The following is a 15,927-nucleotide window of genomic DNA, read 5'->3' on the forward strand; positions in this document are numbered from 1 at the left end:
ATCAGTCCGTGTTCACATTGGTGCGCCCGACATTGCCCGTCATTCGGGTGCCGTCATTGGGCTGCAGGTCTGCATTTGCCTGAATGCCAGGGGCCGCGGTGATGTTCACGTTCACCTCCCCACCGATCTTGGTGTTGGCCAGCAACTCCTGCAGCCGGCGAGTCATCTCATCGCGCGAGGCGGCCACGGCATCACGTTCTGCTTGCACGCGACCGATCGACAAGGGCGTGTCGCCAGCTTCGCGCTTGAGCGCGATCATTTCATCGAACTCTTTGATCCGCGCCTCGCGGTCTGCGATGCGCTGACGGAGTCCGCCCTCGGTGTTCGTCATCTGGTCATAGGCGTATGCGCCGACGACCGGCGCTGCAACCAGAAAACCGGCCGACAGCGCGCCGGCGGCGCTGATGCCACCCGCCGCACCTGCTCCGGCACCGCCCAATGCGCTTGTGGCGCCGGCTGGCGCTGCAGCTGCAGCAGCGGTTGCGGCGGCCCTGGCGGCCCTAGCAGCGCCGAACGCGCCCGCGGCTTTCCCGACCCCCAGTGCCGCTCCGCCGACTCCGATCACACCCGCCGTGACAGCCAACCCTTGCAAGGCAGTAGTGGCACCGCTGATGGCGGCCGCTAGTGCAGGGTACTTTGCAGCCATGTCGGTGTAGGTATCGGCAACTGAAGATACCGCCGGCCCCAGCTTGATCATCGCGTCATAGTTCGCGAACTCTGCGGCCTGCTTTGCCTGATTCAGCTTGTAGCTCGGCGAATCTTCGACGGTCCACATGTTGCGGTTGACTGCGTCTGTACCGTACAGCAATGAATCCTTGGTGATCTTGTTGACATTGTCACGGTCGGCCAGGTATCCAACCAGAGCCATCATCGCCTGTTGATCTGGGAAGAGCTTCGATATGACGCTGCCTTGGGCGATCTTCATTACTCCGCCCAATGCCTCTTGCCGTTCACTTCCCTCTGCTGCGGCTCGATATTGCTTGATGGCGTTCTGATAGTTCTTGTTCTTGGCCAACTGCTCTTCAATGATGTTCGCGGTCACATCGAGAGCGTCCAGACCTTTCATGCGGCCCTCAGCCTTTCGCTGATCGAAGTTGATCCCGAGCTTGCCGAAGTTCTCCACTGTGTCTCGGGCCACCAGCTTGGCCAGCAGATTCTGGGTGTTCGTTGCTGCTTGATCAGAGGTACCTGCGGTAAGCCGAGTCGCCTGATTCAACGCAGCGAGCTTTGCAATGCCAGGAAGCCCGGAGAGACCAGCCTGTGAAGCCGCAGCGAATTGAGCCGGTAGAGCCTTCGCCATGTCTCGAATCTCAAAGGCACCGCTTTGGCCCGCGTAGGTAGCGGCCCCGAAAACGCGCGCCATGTCTTCAGGCTTAACCCCCATGTTGCCCTTCGCAGCGAACGCAATCTGAGCGAAGTCTTCGCCGGAGGCCTGGTTCGCCGAGGCCGCCCGCACAGCTTCGCGAAAAATTGTCAGAGAGTCTTTAGCGCCGAACTTCCCAGAGGATAGGAGCGAATTCAGCGTGCCAGCTGCGTCTTCTCGGGTACTCCCTCCGTATCGAATTGCCTCCCGAATGGCCAGATCCATTTCCTGGCGGCCTGCGAAGCGACGGGCTCGATCTTCGGCGGTGCTGAGCGACGGATCGCCGTACGCAGTGTTCGCCATATGGGCGAGCTGCTCGTCATAGGAGAACGCCCGGCTGACCTTTGGCGCCACCACGGCTGCGCCGGCCATCAAGCCAGCACCTACCAGACCGGCCTTCTGCGCACCGGCGAGGAGCCGCTGCCGCCCGCTGAACACCCCCATCTCGGCATTCAGCCGTCCGACCGTCTGGCGCATCTGTTCGGCGGCGCGCTGCTGCTCGCGCCAGCTCATGGTGCCGCTGTTGGCCAGGCGCTGGTAAGCGGCCTGCGTGCGCAGGATCTCCTGCTGGATTCGATGCTCGGAGCGAATGCCCAGGGTTTCGCGCGCCTGGGCCATGCGGGCGAACTCGCGCTGGGTGCGCGTCGCCATGTTCACGAGCGAGGTTTCGGTCTGCTTGGTGGCACGGCCGATCGCGGTTAGGTCTTTGGCCCCTGCGATGGCCATGTTGTCCAGGGCCTTCTTGGCTTCCAGCGCGGCCTTGGTCAGGCCGGCCGTGGTACCGTCGACACGAACCCCAACGACGAATTCGCTCATTACCCAGACCTCTTCTTAGTGAGCTGATCTACATAAAACTGCGCTTCCGCCAAGGGAAGCGCCAGGATCTCGGCCCGGCTCCAACCCAGCCGGGATGCCAAGAGCATGATTTGCAGCAGCGCGCCCTCGCGGGCACGCGTCAGTCTTCCCCCAGCTTTTCAGCCTCCTGCATGGCCTCACGGAAGACGGCCCACTGCTTGCCCTTGAGGGTCTTGAACTGCCCCGGCACGAAGGGGCCGGTATCGTCGCCCGCACGCACCAGCACCTGGCAGGCCAGTGCGACCTGAAAGGCCGTCGGCTGCAGCGCCGGGTTGGCTTCTTTCTCGGCCTCGAGCGAGTCACCCAACGACGCCTCTCGGACTTCGATCTCGGTGACGGGCTTGCCGCCTACCACCCAGGGCGAAGGCAGCGTCTTGATAACGGTCAGGGGAGTTTTCATGATGTTCCTTGAAATGGATTTACAAAGCGGCTCTAGCCTTCGATGCACTCGACGCCGTTGAAGGCGAGCGTGACCTCGCCACCGCCGCCGAGCACGGGCGGCGCCGCCAGGAAGGCGCCGCGGATCGTGTAGCCGATGCCGGTGTCGGTCTGGAACCGCATGGTTTCGTCACGGATCGCCGCCAGGTCGGCCAGGCTCACGCCGGCCATGTGGCTGATGGTGCAGTTCACCGCCGGTGCAGCGGTGGACTCGGTGTAGCCGTCGACGCCGCTATCGCTCATGACGGGCGCGCGCGACACGCCACCGATATCGAGCGTGGCGCCGGGCTTGCTGCGCAGGCGGCGGCCGCCCACGCTGATGAATACTCGGCCGGTAACCTGAGACATAGTCGTGATTCCTTACAGGATGAACTGGATGCTGCCCGCGAACACCCGGAACTGGTTCACCAGGTCAGGCGGGATGACGGCGTTGACACGGTTGCGATCGACCATGCTGCGCTGGACGATGAGGTTCTTCTTGAAGTCCTCGAAGTTCTCCAGGAGGCCCGCCTTCTCCAGGGACTTGGCGGTGGCGATCAGGACACCCGCGATCATCGACGGCGTCGCGATCGGCTGGGCGGGGTCGAAGTCGGTACCGTCGTCGGCGAGCTTGTGCCGCGGGAAGTTCGTGGCCACGGCCGTGCGGAAGGCATAGCGCATGTAGTCCGCCGTCCACACGGTCTCCACGTCCAAGTACGAGACATCCTCGATCCCCCAGGCGTTGGTTTGGTACGTGGTCACCACGCGCTCGATCTGCACGATGCCGTCCTGCGAGACGGTGAAGGTGCTGCAGCCATCGTGCAGCAGCAGGTTGCGCTCTTCGCGACGGAAGCGATCTTTCGGGCTCGGCGGCAGCAGACCCGGGAGGTCGAGCGTCTGGAAGGGGCGCGCCGGGTCGATGGCGCCGTTGAACTCGACCACCGCGCCGTGTACCGCCGCCCACAGGTACGGCGCCTGGGGCGGGTTCTTCACACCGATGAACGAGCTGTTCTCGCTGTTGCGGGCAGAGCCATAGGTGCTGAGCTGGGCGTGCGTGCCGGCCATGCCCGTAAAGAGGTGCCCCGTGCGCATGTCCATCCCCCCGAACCGGCTGGCGAGCTCGGCCTCGATGATCGCCATGTTCGCCGAATCGCTCCAGGGCGAAATGATGGTGTAGAACCATTCGTCGGAGATTGCCGCCACCACGTCCGCCGCATCCGGATTGCCGGTACCGGCAACGCCGTTGGCGATCTCCAGCGTCAGGCCGGCCGGCAGCGTCTCGTCGTCGTAGAAGTTGACCAGCACGCCGATGCCTTGGGTGAAGGCTCCCTTATGACGTGCCGTCAGCGTCACCACGCCGGCCGCGGCCGCAGCGGTGACCGGGCCATTCTGGTAGCCATTGACGACCGCAGCGATCGCCGTGGCGACAGCTGCGGCGGCATCGCCAGCTGCCACCCCGATCGACAGCTTCTGGCCGTTGATGTAGAGGGCGATCGTGCCGGCGCCGGCTGCGGGGCCGGTGACCGTGACGGTCTTGGTGGCGGCGACACCGGCCGCGAGGTCTTCGACGCTCAGCGCCCAGATGTCGCTCGTCTTGTTGGCCGCGCGTGCCAGGCGCAGCATTTCATGCAGCACGCTGCCGCGGCCAAAGAGCGTGGCGCCCTCGTCACCGCTGTTCACACGATAGAGGGTCAGCGGGGCCGCCATGCCGGTGGGCAGCTTGTTGCCCACGACCAGGATGCGGCGGTTGAGCGACGGCAGCCCGCGCAGCGCCTTGGAGTTGTCGATTTCGACGTATTGCCCCGGCGTACGGATGTCGGTCGGGATGGTGTTGAAGATAATGTTGTCCGGCATGGCGGTTCCTTGGAGCGTTACTCGGTGGCGGGCTTGGCGCCCTTGGCCGAGGCGGACTTGGCGGGTGCCGGCGGGGTGTCCGCCGGATCGATGGCCTGCGAGGCGGCGCTGACCTCGGTCACGTCGCCGTCATCGCGGCGACGGCGCCAGTAGGTGGTCAGCACGATGGGCTCGCCCTGCGCGGCCAGATAGCCGCCTTGGGGCTTGCGGACCTTGAGCGGCTCGCCATCAACGATGGCGGGTTTGAGGGTGACGGTCTGCATTCTGGATCCTCGGATGTCAGTTGTCGGTGCCGGCGCCAGCCAGCGGAATGTCAGCCTGCAGGTCAGGCCTGTCGGTGGTGTAATCGGGCGGCTCGACGAGCCATTTTTCATGTTCCTCGCGGCTTGCGTGCGGGGCGATGTCCATATCCAGGTGCACGTGGCGCAGGTCGCCCAGGCCGTCGATCTCCTCGGGGTCGTCCGGCAGCGCCATCGGCGTGCTTTCAACGGATACGCCGACCACGGTCAGCCCGGCGGCCTCGAACACGTCGACGGGCTCCAGGTACTCGGCGCGGCGGATGTTCCAGCTGGCGTCGCCAATGCGCCGGCCATGCAGCGCCCGGATCACCAACGTCAGAAGCTGGTCCGCGCTGATGGATTGGCCATCGCCAAGGCGAGCCTGGGTATTGCCGCCCACGTTGCGCACGACGATCCCGACGGTGAATGCCAGTACGCCCATGTCGTCGACGATCCGGTACACCCCTTCGGTCACGTACAGGGCAGGAGCGTCCACCTGGTAGCGCTGCAGCAGCTTGGCGTCATCAGGCACGGTGGGCAGGCTGTCGACCGTGCGCGTGGTCTTCTGGATACCCGGGCGCGCCTTCAAGGCCGCGATGAGGGCGAGTTCATGCTTACCGAGCACCGCCACCTCCCTCGGCCGCTTGGATGGCCTGCACCGTCAGGCGGCCCATTGCCCACAGATCCTCACGGTTCACGCCCAAGAACGGCCGGGCGGGCATGCGGATCTTGTAGGCACGAACCTCATGCCAGCTCGTGCGGGCCCGCTTGTGGCGATCGCGGGCGAACACCGCCAGATTGCGATTGCCAGGCTGGCGCGCCAGGTTGCCGCGGGCATCGGTGCGCAGGCGGATGCGGGTCGAATACGGGGCGCGATTGATCTCGCCGCCCGCCTGGTGGATGCGTGCATAGGCGACGTTGCTGCCCCAGGCTGCATAGGTGTCGCCATAGACGTTGGTGATGCTGCGCAGCAAGCGCCGGCTGTTGACGAGCGTCTGCCCGCCGGACTTCTGGACCCGACGGCTGGGCTTCCAGGCCGAGCCATCAGGGCCCCGCTGGCGCTCAAAGCGCAGGCGGGTCGAGGATTCGCCGTAGTTGGCGATCGCTTTGAAGATCGGCCGCGGCGAGCGCCCCAGCGCGGCCAGGCGAGACAGCGCGGCATCCAGCCCGCGCTGCCCCTCGTAGCGGATCGTGGCCTGAACCATCAGAGAAACCCTCCCGAGGAGCGGCGATCCCAGATCCGGCCTGCGGTGTACAGCTCGGCGCCGGCGCCGCCGGCCGGCTCGACACCCGATTCCGCATCCACGCCCAGCTTCACGTCGCCCGAGGCCACGCCGACCAGGAACTTGATGTTGGCGTCGTAGCGCTGCTTGACGGTCTCGGTGAACTGATCGTCGTAGAGGTAGTAGCGGGCCAGTTCGCAGGCGATCCGGATCAGGACCTGCGGCACAGACGAAAGCGGCAAGGTGTACCGCCCGGCGATGTAGCTATCGATCGTGTTGCGCGCATCGGCCAGCGCACGGTCGACCTTTTCCATGGCCCGCGCGATCGCGGCCCGCTCCTCGGGCGTGAAGCCGCTCAGATCGCCACCGGAGGCCGCGATCCGAAGCATCTCATCGGTGACCAGGCGCGGCACCATGCGGTCGGCACGCTGGGAGATCTCGTCAGAATCGAAACGGATCAGCAGTTCGGTGGCTGTGGCGTAGGACATGGGAAAGACCGTAGAAATGCCGGGGCTAGACCAAACCGGTTCCCGCTCTATCCAGCCCCGGCAGAGGTTGGGCGGTAGCGTCTGCAAGGCTCCCCCCATCCGTCAGACGCAACAGATGGGGTTCAGCGCCCGTCGCATGGGGTGTCAGGTGGCGTTGGCCTGGCTGCTGTCGTCCGGCTCGGTGGGCAGGTCGACGAGCATCGTCACCAGCTGCGGCTCGGTGGTGAGCTGTTCGAACTGCTCATCGGTCAGCTCGGACAGCGGAATCACCGTCTCGCCGGCGAAGGCGCGGCCGGCGCGGCGAAAGCCGTCGACCTTGGGAACGACCTTCAGGGCCTTGGCGCCGTCGGGCTTGGTGACGGGCGGTTTTGCGGTGGCCTGGCGGCCTCGGGGTTTGGCGGTAGCCATGTGGGCAATCTCCGGTATATCGGGTTGGGTCAAGTGGTGCGGGCGGGATTTACCGATCAGCCCAGGTACGGGCAGACCACGACCTTGGCGGTACCGCGCATCACGTTGCTCGCGCCGTTAGCCAGGCGATCGGCCTGGATGACTTCCAGCGCGGCCTGCTCCAGCGAGGGCGGCACCCAGAGCTCGGCGGCGCGGATCACCAGCGGCTTGCCGTTGTCGGCCTTCTGGCTCTGCATCGAGGCGCGGGCATCGGAGTACGCCTGCAGGTCCAGGCCTTCCTTGGACGCATAGGCCAGTTGCCACAGGCCATAGCCGACGTTGCTGCGGCCATCGGCCCCCCAGACGAACTCGTTGCGGTTGAAGACGTTGTCGTCGGTCAGGCTCGTCTTGGCCTGGAAGGCGTAGGGGCGGCGACGCTGGTAGATGATCGGCTTGATCACTTTGGTCGTGTCCACCAGGAACCAGGCTGCGCCCGTACCGCCTTGGAAGTTGCTCACGCTGACTTCCTTACCGGGCTGTCCGACAGGGTGATCCGTGTCGAAGAAGTACTGGCCGTCGAAGCAACGCGTGGAGAAGCCCGCCTGCAGGAGTTCGAAGACGAGCTCATCGGGGTGCGTCGCCGCGTCCTGGCCCAGCTGCTGGATGACGGGCTTGTACACGCCGTATTGGTCATCCTCGATCTCGTCGCGGCCGACCGACACGGTGTTTTCCCAGGTCTTGTTCTTGATCGAGTAGTCCGATTGCTTCAGGTTCTGATAGACCCGTTCACCCAGCCACTCGCGGAACTTGGTGATGGAGCCCAGCCAGGCGTACTTCTCCGTGCTGGTGGTGCTGGGCACCATCATGGCCAGCTGGTTCCACATGGGAGCCGCGGTGGTCAGGCCCGACTGGAAGGCCGCGTTGTAGGCCTGGTTGAGGATCGCCAGGTTGGCGTGATTGATGATCATGTTCGAAATCTCCGGATTCGAAGGGCTGGTGGCCGATCAGGCGAAGTCGACCCAGACGCCGTCGGCGTCCACATCGAACACCTTGCCAGCCACACTGCGGGTGTTGGTACCCGAGGTCTTGGCCACCGTCTGGTCGTCGACGATGTAGCAGTCGGCACCGATATCGGCCAGGGTGATGAGGTCGGCCGAGGCGCTGTTGGCGAAGCGGTGCGGGCCTTTGCGCAGCCGCACGCGGATCTCGCCCGCAGCGCCCGCGCTGTTGTCGGCGCGGTCTTCGGCAACGCCCGCGGCTTTGAGCGTGGTCGAGGTCGATCCCGGCACGGCGTATCCCGTGGCGGTGTTGATGCACACGATCGAGCCGCCAAAGATCTTGGTGGTGGCCGCCACGGGCGGTTCGATCTGGTTGCCGTCACGGCGCAGTGTGTTGCGATCCTGGGTCAGCGCGGTCATGGAAGTGTCCTGAAGGTGAGAAACGGGGGAAGCGGCAATCAGCCGTTGGCCAGGCCCTGGGCTTGCTTGCCGGCCTTGAATTGCTCGGGCGTCATGCCCATCGCAGCGCACACGGCGAGCTCGGCCTGGTTCAGTTCGCCTACGCCCTGGCCCGGCTGCTTGCCATCGGTCTGGCGCTTGCCAGCCAGGACCGGGTTGGCGGGCGTGGCGGCTACCAGCGCTTTGAGCTGCGCCAGGTCGGCCTTGCCGATGTCGCGCCAGGTCTTCTCGACGACATCGCTGGCCACCTTGCCTTCAGCCTTGGCCTGGTCCATGACCTGATCGAGCTCGCCCTGAACGGCTTGCGCGCGCAGGGCCGCCAGTTCGGTGTTCAAGGAAGCAACGGCTTCCACCGACACGAACTTGGTCGGATCGGGCGGCGTCGACTTGAGCGTCGCGATCTGGGCGTTCAGGCCAGCGATCTGGCCAGCCTGCGCGGCCTGGGACTTCAGCGCGGCCAGGGCGGATACGCCTTGTTCGGTGGTGGCGGTCTCGGGCAGGCCGAGGCCTTCGAGCAGGGCTTTGAGCAGAGGGTTCATGTCGTCCTCGGAGGTGGGGGGAAGGAATTGGCGCGCGAACTGCGCGCTGAGCGCGGCCAGCTGAGCGCTGGTCAACCCGTCCAGGGCAGGACGGTTGGTGAGCGCAGCGCCAACGATGGCCAGCACGTCACCGGTTTCGGGGTGATAGAGGAATGTGGCGCTCTGGTAGCGGTATTCGTCGTCGTCCAGCATCTGCTTGGCGCGCGCAGTCCACTGCACCCCCTGGGCAAAGAGGCCTTCGCCAGGGCGGAAGACGAACTTGGCGCCGGCCATCCACCCGGCCGCCGGCGCGGGCTGACCGTTGTTGGCCGCTTGCTGCGTCTGGTGCTCATAGTCGATCGGCAGATCGTTGACGCTCGCCCGCGCCAGAGCGATGACCCGCTCGGCGATCTGGGCGTTCATGCGGTACGTGCCCGACTTGGGCATCTCGCGCGCATCCTCGGCCGCCTGCGGCTTGAATTCGCCATCAGGCAGCAGATGCAGCTCAGGGACGGCGTCATCGTCACCCGTGCGTTTGATCTGCACGGCGAACGCGGCCAGGAGTGGGGCGGTGGATTTAGGCATGGGCGCCAGTCTGACGCCATGCCTTGGAACGCTCTATTAAACGGGTTTACCGCGTTTTCGGGTGCCCACCAGCTGCCGCCGGCGCAGCAGCACCTCGCCCAGCGCCGTCACCTATTGCAGCTTGGATAGGCCCGTGCGGTCAAACGTTGCCGGGTCGATCACTTCCATCGAGACCACGCCATTGCCCCCGGCCTTGCCATGCGCCTGGCCGGAAAGGTCCACCACAACCTTCACCACGCGTTGCGAATCGGAGGGGGAAGTGCATAGCAGCACCGCATGATCGCCGTCCAGCCATGCCTCACCGACCTGGCGCAACAGCGTCGGCAGCTGCGCGACAAGCGCGGCGCCGGCGTCCTTGGCTTGGCCGGCAGCATGTTGACCATCGCCCAGCATGCTTCGCAGCTGTGTCATGTCAATGTGAATCGTGCCGCGGGCGCTCGCGCCGCGCAGCTGGCCGGCGTCCTGCAGCGCGTCGACCTGGTCGCTGGAGAATGCACCGACCACGCGACGCTGACCAACCGTGCGGCGCTCGCCGCCGGTGTAGCGGCCGACGAAGTCGTTGAACTCGGCCTGCACCAGTGGCGCGACCTGGTCGGCGCCGTCGGCCAGGATGCGCGCCGCCGTGCGTGGCTCGGCCGCATCGGCCTTGTCCATCAGTGCCCGGGCCAGGCTCTCGCGGCGCAGGCCCGGCCGGTAGTTGAAGGCAGGATGCACGCCCACCGGCACATCCATGGTTTCGCCCGTGCGGGTGTTCGTGTACTCGACATACCGCTCGGGCGGTGCCTCGCTGACCTCAAGGCCCATCTGGCTAACCTGGCGCGCGGTCAGCTGCAGCACACCGCACTTGCAGCCCCATTCCTTGACCGGCATGTGCGATTGCCACCAGGGATCGTCTGCACGCATGACCCGGCCAGCAAAAGCCGCGTGCGACAAGCGAGGGTGCTCGCTTGAGCTGCGCAAGTACTGCAGGTAGGGAAACAGCTCGATGTTGCGCTGGATCCGCTCGGACTGCCCCTCGGAATACGCGGTGGAAACGTTGGTGTCAAAGATTTTGCGCAGCCTGGCATCGCTGCCGAGCTGCGCATTGACCGTCTCGCCGGTGACCGGATCGACCATCTCGCGCTTGCCCCACCAACCCTTGTCCTGCAACTGCGGGCCGAGCGTGCGCCGAAAGTCCTGAAACGTGGTGCCCTCGGCGATCGCGCGGTCGGTGGCGCCGCGGATGTCTTTCAGCACATCCAGCCGCATCGCCTTGGCCACCGTGAACGCGGCGGCGTGTTCCTGGGCAGGCATGTCCTGCCAGGAGAACGCCATCCGGTAGCCTTTCTGGCGAAAGAACTCGACAGCCTCACGCGGCGGCAGCGGCTCCAGCTCGATGGCGGCCATGTCAGGTGCGTCCGCCATTCAAGTACGACCCCCATTTGTCAGGTTGCCCCAGAGGCGGGCCGCCAGCGTGCCGCGGCTGAGCAGGTCCGCCAGCGCCGTGGCGTCCATTGCTGCCAGGCGCTGCTCGACGGCCACCTGGAAGTCCTCGAACGACGTGCTGATCTCCAGCGCTTCCTGGATCGCCTTCTGGATCGGGTCAGGCTTGGCCTGCCACTCATCGAGCATGGCATCGACCAGGCTGTCGATCGCGTCGGCCGCCGTGTTGGTCAGATCTCCCGGCGCGGCCTTCAACCGCGCCAGCTGCGCAGGAGCGGGCCGGCGTCGACCGCCAGCAGCCAACCCCGCGAGCCCGCCCGCGCCATCGCCATTGCCGTTGCCAAACGACGGCGCAACGGGCTGCAGGATCGCATCCTTTTCTTCGGCCATCGGGATCTTGAGCTTGCTGTGCGCCCAGTCCGCTTTGATCCGCATGCCCATGTTCACCAGCTTGGGTAGCGAATCGGCGAGCAACTTGATGTCTTCGGGCTGCTGCGTGTCGAGCACCAGGCGCGGGCACCGGTGCAACGACGTGCGGCCCCGGTTGACTGCCAGAATTGGGTACACCAGCTGGCGCGTCAGCGTAGTGGCGAGCTGGCGCGCGTCGGATTTCTTCAGGTCGTGGCGCAGTTCGTTGTGCACCTTGCCCAGGGCCTGCGTCCCGTGCTCGCCTTCGCCGCTGGTGAGCGTGCCACCCAGCACCGCCTTGCTGGTGCTGCGTTCCATCAGGCCAATCATGCTGTCAAACGGCGTGGACTCGCCCTTGGCCGCTTCCTTGAACTCGATCTTCATGCCCTCAGGCACGATGGCGGCCGCATCGTGGCCAATGCCGATCACAGCGCGCAAGAGCGTCGCCCGTGCCTTGTCGTCGGAGGTATTGGGGTTGTACGTGCCCAGACGCAGCGGCAGCCCGTAGATCTCCAGGAACTCAGCCAGGTCGCGCACGGCAAAGTTCTTGAAGAGCCACGGCCAGGCGAGCACCCGAAACAGGCCCGTGCGGGCGATGTAGCCGCTGCGCGAGCGGTGCGTGTGCATGATCCAGCCAAACGGCCAGAGCGATTCTCCATCGGCGCTGTTGTCGCGCAGGCGCAGCTCGTTGCGATCAAGGCCCGGGGCGATCGGCGTACGAAACCACCCTTGCGGGCGAAATGTTGCCGTGACCGGCATGCGCATCTTCTCGATCGTGTCCCATCCGAGCTCGATCGGCGAAAACCCGTGACCGACTGCATCGGTCATGTCAAAGAGAATGTCCTCCATTTCCAGGCTCTGCAGCACCTCGGTCACGAAGGCCGCTTCGTCCAGTTCCGCACTGGTGGGGTTCGCTGGCGGCTCGATCGACCAGTCGAGCTGGCTGACGGTCAGGCGGCGCGTCTGCATGACGCTGAAGAGGTGCGCGTCTTTTTCCTCCATGTCGGCGAACATCTCGTGCTGCGCCGTGATGTCGCCCGTCTCGGCCTGCTGCAGAATCTGCGCGAGCCGCGGCGGGGTCAAACCGCGCGTGGGATGGTTCTCCCATTCCGATTGCAGGTGTCCCAGCCGAGCCGTCTGCGGCTCCTCCAGGTGCATGTTGGTGATCGGGCGGCCGAATTGATCAACGATTTGAGCCATGAATCTCTCTCTTTCGGGTCTCAACCCAAACCTGCGACGGTTCCCCGGTGGAGCGAAGCCCCGGCAAGCCGTTTACACGTGTTTATAAAGGCCCTCAGACGTGCGATTGGGGTCAGCGTAGCCACCCACCCCAAAAAACGCCCCAAAAGGCCGGAAATTTGAAGTGCCTCACGCCACGCGCCGTCGCCGGCCCACGGCGTGTCATCGTCGTGCTCGCCGGGCAACGCATCCCAACGGCTCGTTTGGCGCGGTACCGGCGTGTAGTCGATGGGCGCGGCCAGGTTCATCGACGCGAACCACAGCAGCGCCAGCATCACCGCCGAGTCACCGTGGCGGGTCAGCTCCGGGTCCTTCAAATCCTTGCGCCGCAGCTTCACCACCATCGGTATGCCCTCGACATCCTCGATCGCGCGAAGGTCGGCCGCCACGTTCGCGTCACGCGGCAGGTCAATCATCCCGTCTTCAAAGCCCTGGATCAGCTTGGACATCCAGGCGCCGTACCAGGCGCGGTTCAGCTTGATCTGGTGGACGTGGTCGTGCCCGAACTTGTCGGCCGTGTATTCGGCCAGGGTCTCGCCCGAACCGGTTGCATCCATGGCGCCGCCACAACGGCGCGGCATGTGCTCGATGATGTACCAGATGACCTGTTCTTGTTGGCGCGTCGGCACCTTGTGCATCTCGACGATGAACACCACGCGCCGGCGCAGGTTCGCCTCGATCTGCCCAACACCGAACACCGAGAAGTCGCGGTGGCGCGCGAAGTCCTGGGCGAAAACGCTTTGCAGTTTCGGATCGAGCAGCGCCAGGGCAGGTTCAACCTGGCGGCGAATCCAGTCCTCGACGAATGAGCGGCGTTCCGCCTCGCTCTTGCGCACGAAGTCATCGTCAAGCGCCAGGCGCACGACCGGCCGCTCCTCGGCCATGGCGTTCTCGATCCAGACGCCAGGCAGGCTGACGCCGCTGCCGTCGCGCGGGATGGCATCGAGCTCCTCGCGCATGGCCGCCTTGCGCACCCCATAGGCATTGCGGATCTTGCTGTACCACTCTTTCTTGCCCTCGGCCGTGGCCGGCGTGCCTTTCATGAAGCACACCCGCTCGTACAGGCCGTTGGTGACCGCGTCATCGAACGTGACCGTCACCACAGCTGCATCTGCGCCATAGCGGCCGGCTTCGATGTCCCGGCACAACTGGGCGAAGGGGTTGTTCTTGCCGTTATGCGAACTGATGATGGTGATCTGACCACCCCAGATCAGAAGTGCGGTGGCCGCATCCAGCACGCCCTGCACATCCGGGTGGAAGGCCGCCTCGTCGATGACGACGTGCCCCTGCAGGCCGCGGATGTTCGCTGGCCGACTGGACAGGGCGCACACCTGAAAGCCGCTGGCGAACCGGATGCGATACGCGGTGATGTGCTTGGTCTTACCGCCCTCGTCCTGGTCTTCGAAGAGGAACTCCTCGACGCCCGTGACGCCTTCGCCCTGGGCTCGCGCGATCACCCGTGCAAACTTGGCGCAGTAGCCGATCGCCTCCAGGCCCTTTTCCTTGGTGTCGCCGATGTAATAGACGTTGTCGCCGCCGGCGGACTTGCGCGCCGCGGCCACCAGCGTCTTGTTCAGCATCGTGCCAAAGGTGATGCCCGTGCGCCGGCCCTTCGGGATGGCGATGATTGACGCCTTGAGCGCAGCGACCTGGCGCTGGTGCAGCATCAGAATGCCGTCGGCCAGCGGATTGAAGTTGTCCGAGATCGAACGCACGCTGGCGGGCAGGTCGTCCCATTCCAGGACGCGCAGGGTTGAAGCCAGGGGCTTGATAACGGCGGCCATCAACGATCACCACCAGGCAGAGGCATGATCGGGGCCGTCACCACCAGCGGAACCTGGATATCCCGATCGGGTGCGACGATTGCTGCGACCTCGACGAACACGCCGAACAGCGCTGTGGCCAGGCTCAGCACCCACTCGGGGATGCCGTTGCGCTCGGCCACCAACGGGGCCTCGCCTTCGAGGTTGCCGAGATAGACGGGAACGACGCCGCAGAACCACCCGTAGTGCGTGAAGCGCGTGCCGAGCTCGGTACTCGGGATCTGAGAGAGGATGCTCACGGTGCGTTGATACCCAGGAAGTCACGGCGCCAGAAGTCGACCTGCTCGGCGCTCATGCCCTGGGCCTTGGCGACCTCCTGCAGCTTGGCATCCTGCTGGGCGAGCAGCGCGCGCCGCGCACGCTCCTCGGCCTCGGCCTGGAACTTCTTCAGGTTGACCGAGCTGCGTGCCAACGTGGCGATGTTCTTGGCCGCTTTGATCAGGAGCTCCACTCGCTTGCCCGAGTCCGTCTCATCGTCAGCTTCTTGCAGTTCGATGATGGCTTCGAAGAGCTCGGTCTGGACCAGGGCCGTCAACGCCTCGCTGCGCGCATCGATCTCGTCGCCGGCGTGCGCCCGTATGAGCTTGGCCGCTTCCGTGCTTGCACGAATGGCGGCCAGCCGGCGCTCGAGCTTCTGACCGTACCGGCCGATGGCACTGCGACTCGGCAAGCTGCCGGCATTGGCTTCGGCCGGGAATCGCTCGCGCAGATCCTCGATCAGGCTATCGAGCGTGTGGCAGCCGGTGGCCAGCTGCGCCTCGATGTAGGCCTTGATCTCCTCGGGCAGACGATGAATGCTGCTCTTGCCAGCCATGGGTCACCAGTACTTGACGGGCCGGGCGATGCCAGGCTCACAGTCGATCGTGTACTCGGCCACGTCGGTGCCGTAGCGCGTGAGATCCGCGAACCACTTGCCGTCCGGGCGCTTCTCCAGTTTGACCAGGTCGCGGTCCGACAGGTAGTCGAGCTCGCGGCGCAATTCCAGCGGCGTGGCATCCGGGTACTCCGATTGGGCAACCGACAGGATCGGGCCCTCGAAGGCGCCGATGGGGCGTGCGTTGTTCAGGGTCAACAGAATCAGCCAGCGCAGCGATTCGCGGCGCGAGCGGGCCAGGTCAATTTGCATTTTTCTTTCCATCCAATACTCCCCGCAGCTGCAGGTTCTCGATCTTCACTGCCAAGCCATCCAGCTTCGCCTCGACCACGCTTTGACCACGGATGTAGTCCTCACGTCGTACGTACTGAAGAGCCATGTCACGCTGCATCTGCAGGAACTCGCGTTCGACACGCTGCCACTCACCGGCTTCCAGCTTGGCTGACTCCTCGAGTTTTTCCAGTCGATGCTGAACTTGCTCGTGGTTGGCCGATCGCGCATCTTCCTGGGCACGGAAGCGCAGATCAATGTGGCGCAGCATCTGCGTGAGCAACAGCCTCCCAGCGCCTGCGCAGGCCCCGAAAAATCCCAGCAGCAGCGTGATGAGCTGCCAAACTTCCAATTCGATCTTCACCGATCCTTCCCCGGCTTGTTGATGTAGTCCACGGTGTCCACGTGCTTGCCTGCGCAGGTGCCATACAGGCCGTACATCGCCTCCAAGGCGACCGCGGCCGCG

Annotated in this window: 19 protein-coding genes; all 19 read right to left on the reverse strand. The window is 65.1% G+C overall.

Going from position 1 to position 15,927, the window contains the following annotated elements:
• Position 1 precedes the first annotated feature (1 nt).
• The 19 genes from AOZ53_RS10030 to AOZ53_RS10120 all read right to left on the reverse strand — a co-directional run bounded on the left by AOZ53_RS10030 (position 2) and on the right by AOZ53_RS10120 (position 15,825).
• A complete protein-coding gene (locus AOZ53_RS10030; protein WP_054487676.1) occupies positions 2–2,179 on the reverse strand; it encodes a phage tail tape measure protein in 2,178 nt (725 codons plus the stop codon).
• 139 nt (positions 2,180–2,318) lie between these two features.
• Positions 2,319–2,618 (reverse strand): hypothetical protein, encoded by a 300-nt coding sequence (locus AOZ53_RS10035; protein WP_054474375.1) that lies wholly within the window; start codon positions 2,616–2,618, stop codon positions 2,319–2,321.
• Between the two features lie 32 nt (positions 2,619–2,650).
• Positions 2,651–3,004: a phage tail tube protein gene (locus tag AOZ53_RS10040; RefSeq protein ID WP_054474376.1), complete on the reverse strand. Its 354-nt coding sequence runs from the start codon at positions 3,002–3,004 to the stop codon at positions 2,651–2,653.
• Between the two features lie 12 nt (positions 3,005–3,016).
• The gene (locus tag AOZ53_RS10045) at positions 3,017–4,489 is read right to left on the reverse strand and encodes a phage tail sheath subtilisin-like domain-containing protein (protein WP_054487678.1); all 1,473 of its coding nucleotides are present in this window, start codon (positions 4,487–4,489) and stop codon (positions 3,017–3,019) included.
• A gap of 17 nt (positions 4,490–4,506) precedes the next feature.
• On the reverse strand, positions 4,507–4,752 hold the full coding sequence (locus tag AOZ53_RS10050) for a DUF2635 domain-containing protein (RefSeq protein ID WP_054487680.1): 246 nt from the start codon (positions 4,750–4,752) through the stop codon (positions 4,507–4,509).
• Between the two features lie 16 nt (positions 4,753–4,768).
• Positions 4,769–5,392, reverse strand: a complete 624-nt coding sequence (locus AOZ53_RS10055) for a hypothetical protein (RefSeq protein WP_156333341.1) — start codon at positions 5,390–5,392, stop codon at positions 4,769–4,771.
• Positions 5,382–5,972, reverse strand: a complete 591-nt coding sequence (locus AOZ53_RS10060; protein ID WP_054474380.1) for a phage virion morphogenesis protein — start codon at positions 5,970–5,972, stop codon at positions 5,382–5,384. Before AOZ53_RS10060 ends, AOZ53_RS10055 begins: the two co-directional genes overlap by 11 nt.
• Positions 5,972–6,478 (reverse strand): gp436 family protein, encoded by a 507-nt coding sequence (locus AOZ53_RS10065; protein ID WP_054487682.1) that lies wholly within the window; start codon positions 6,476–6,478, stop codon positions 5,972–5,974. Before AOZ53_RS10065 ends, AOZ53_RS10060 begins: the two co-directional genes overlap by 1 nt.
• Before the next feature lie 144 nt (positions 6,479–6,622).
• On the reverse strand, positions 6,623–6,886 hold the full coding sequence (locus AOZ53_RS10070) for an HI1506-related protein (protein ID WP_054487684.1): 264 nt from the start codon (positions 6,884–6,886) through the stop codon (positions 6,623–6,625).
• Between the two features lie 56 nt (positions 6,887–6,942).
• Positions 6,943–7,833, reverse strand: coding sequence for a Mu-like prophage major head subunit gpT family protein (locus AOZ53_RS10075; protein WP_054474383.1), 891 nt, complete (start codon positions 7,831–7,833; stop codon positions 6,943–6,945).
• A 36-nt stretch (positions 7,834–7,869) separates the two neighbouring features.
• Positions 7,870–8,283, reverse strand: a complete 414-nt coding sequence (locus AOZ53_RS10080; RefSeq protein WP_054487686.1) for a hypothetical protein — start codon at positions 8,281–8,283, stop codon at positions 7,870–7,872.
• A gap of 38 nt (positions 8,284–8,321) precedes the next feature.
• On the reverse strand, positions 8,322–9,386 hold the full coding sequence (locus AOZ53_RS10085) for a phage protease (protein WP_197286471.1): 1,065 nt from the start codon (positions 9,384–9,386) through the stop codon (positions 8,322–8,324).
• A gap of 150 nt (positions 9,387–9,536) precedes the next feature.
• Positions 9,537–10,811, reverse strand: coding sequence for a phage head morphogenesis protein (locus AOZ53_RS10090; protein WP_054487688.1), 1,275 nt, complete (start codon positions 10,809–10,811; stop codon positions 9,537–9,539).
• 18 nt (positions 10,812–10,829) lie between these two features.
• Complete coding sequence (locus AOZ53_RS10095) at positions 10,830–12,455, reverse strand: DUF935 domain-containing protein (RefSeq protein ID WP_054487690.1); 1,626 nt, start codon at positions 12,453–12,455, stop codon at positions 10,830–10,832.
• A gap of 20 nt (positions 12,456–12,475) precedes the next feature.
• Positions 12,476–14,278: a hypothetical protein gene (locus tag AOZ53_RS10100; protein WP_231690596.1), complete on the reverse strand. Its 1,803-nt coding sequence runs from the start codon at positions 14,276–14,278 to the stop codon at positions 12,476–12,478.
• Positions 14,278–14,556: a hypothetical protein gene (locus tag AOZ53_RS10105; RefSeq protein ID WP_054487692.1), complete on the reverse strand. Its 279-nt coding sequence runs from the start codon at positions 14,554–14,556 to the stop codon at positions 14,278–14,280. Before AOZ53_RS10105 ends, AOZ53_RS10100 begins: the two co-directional genes overlap by 1 nt.
• Entirely contained in the window at positions 14,553–15,131 is a 579-nt protein-coding gene (locus tag AOZ53_RS10110) for a DUF3486 family protein (protein WP_054487694.1), read from the reverse strand. Before AOZ53_RS10110 ends, AOZ53_RS10105 begins: the two co-directional genes overlap by 4 nt.
• A 3-nt stretch (positions 15,132–15,134) precedes the next feature.
• Positions 15,135–15,443, reverse strand: a complete 309-nt coding sequence (locus tag AOZ53_RS10115) for a hypothetical protein (protein ID WP_033454018.1) — start codon at positions 15,441–15,443, stop codon at positions 15,135–15,137.
• The gene (locus AOZ53_RS10120) at positions 15,433–15,825 is read right to left on the reverse strand and encodes a hypothetical protein (RefSeq protein ID WP_054487696.1); all 393 of its coding nucleotides are present in this window, start codon (positions 15,823–15,825) and stop codon (positions 15,433–15,435) included. Before AOZ53_RS10120 ends, AOZ53_RS10115 begins: the two co-directional genes overlap by 11 nt.
• Positions 15,826–15,927 lie beyond the last annotated feature (102 nt).

Origin of the sequence: Achromobacter sp. 2789STDY5608621, assembly GCF_001299375.1 — a bacterium.
In the GTDB taxonomy this organism is placed as follows: domain Bacteria; phylum Pseudomonadota; class Gammaproteobacteria; order Burkholderiales; family Burkholderiaceae_B; genus Achromobacter; species Achromobacter insuavis.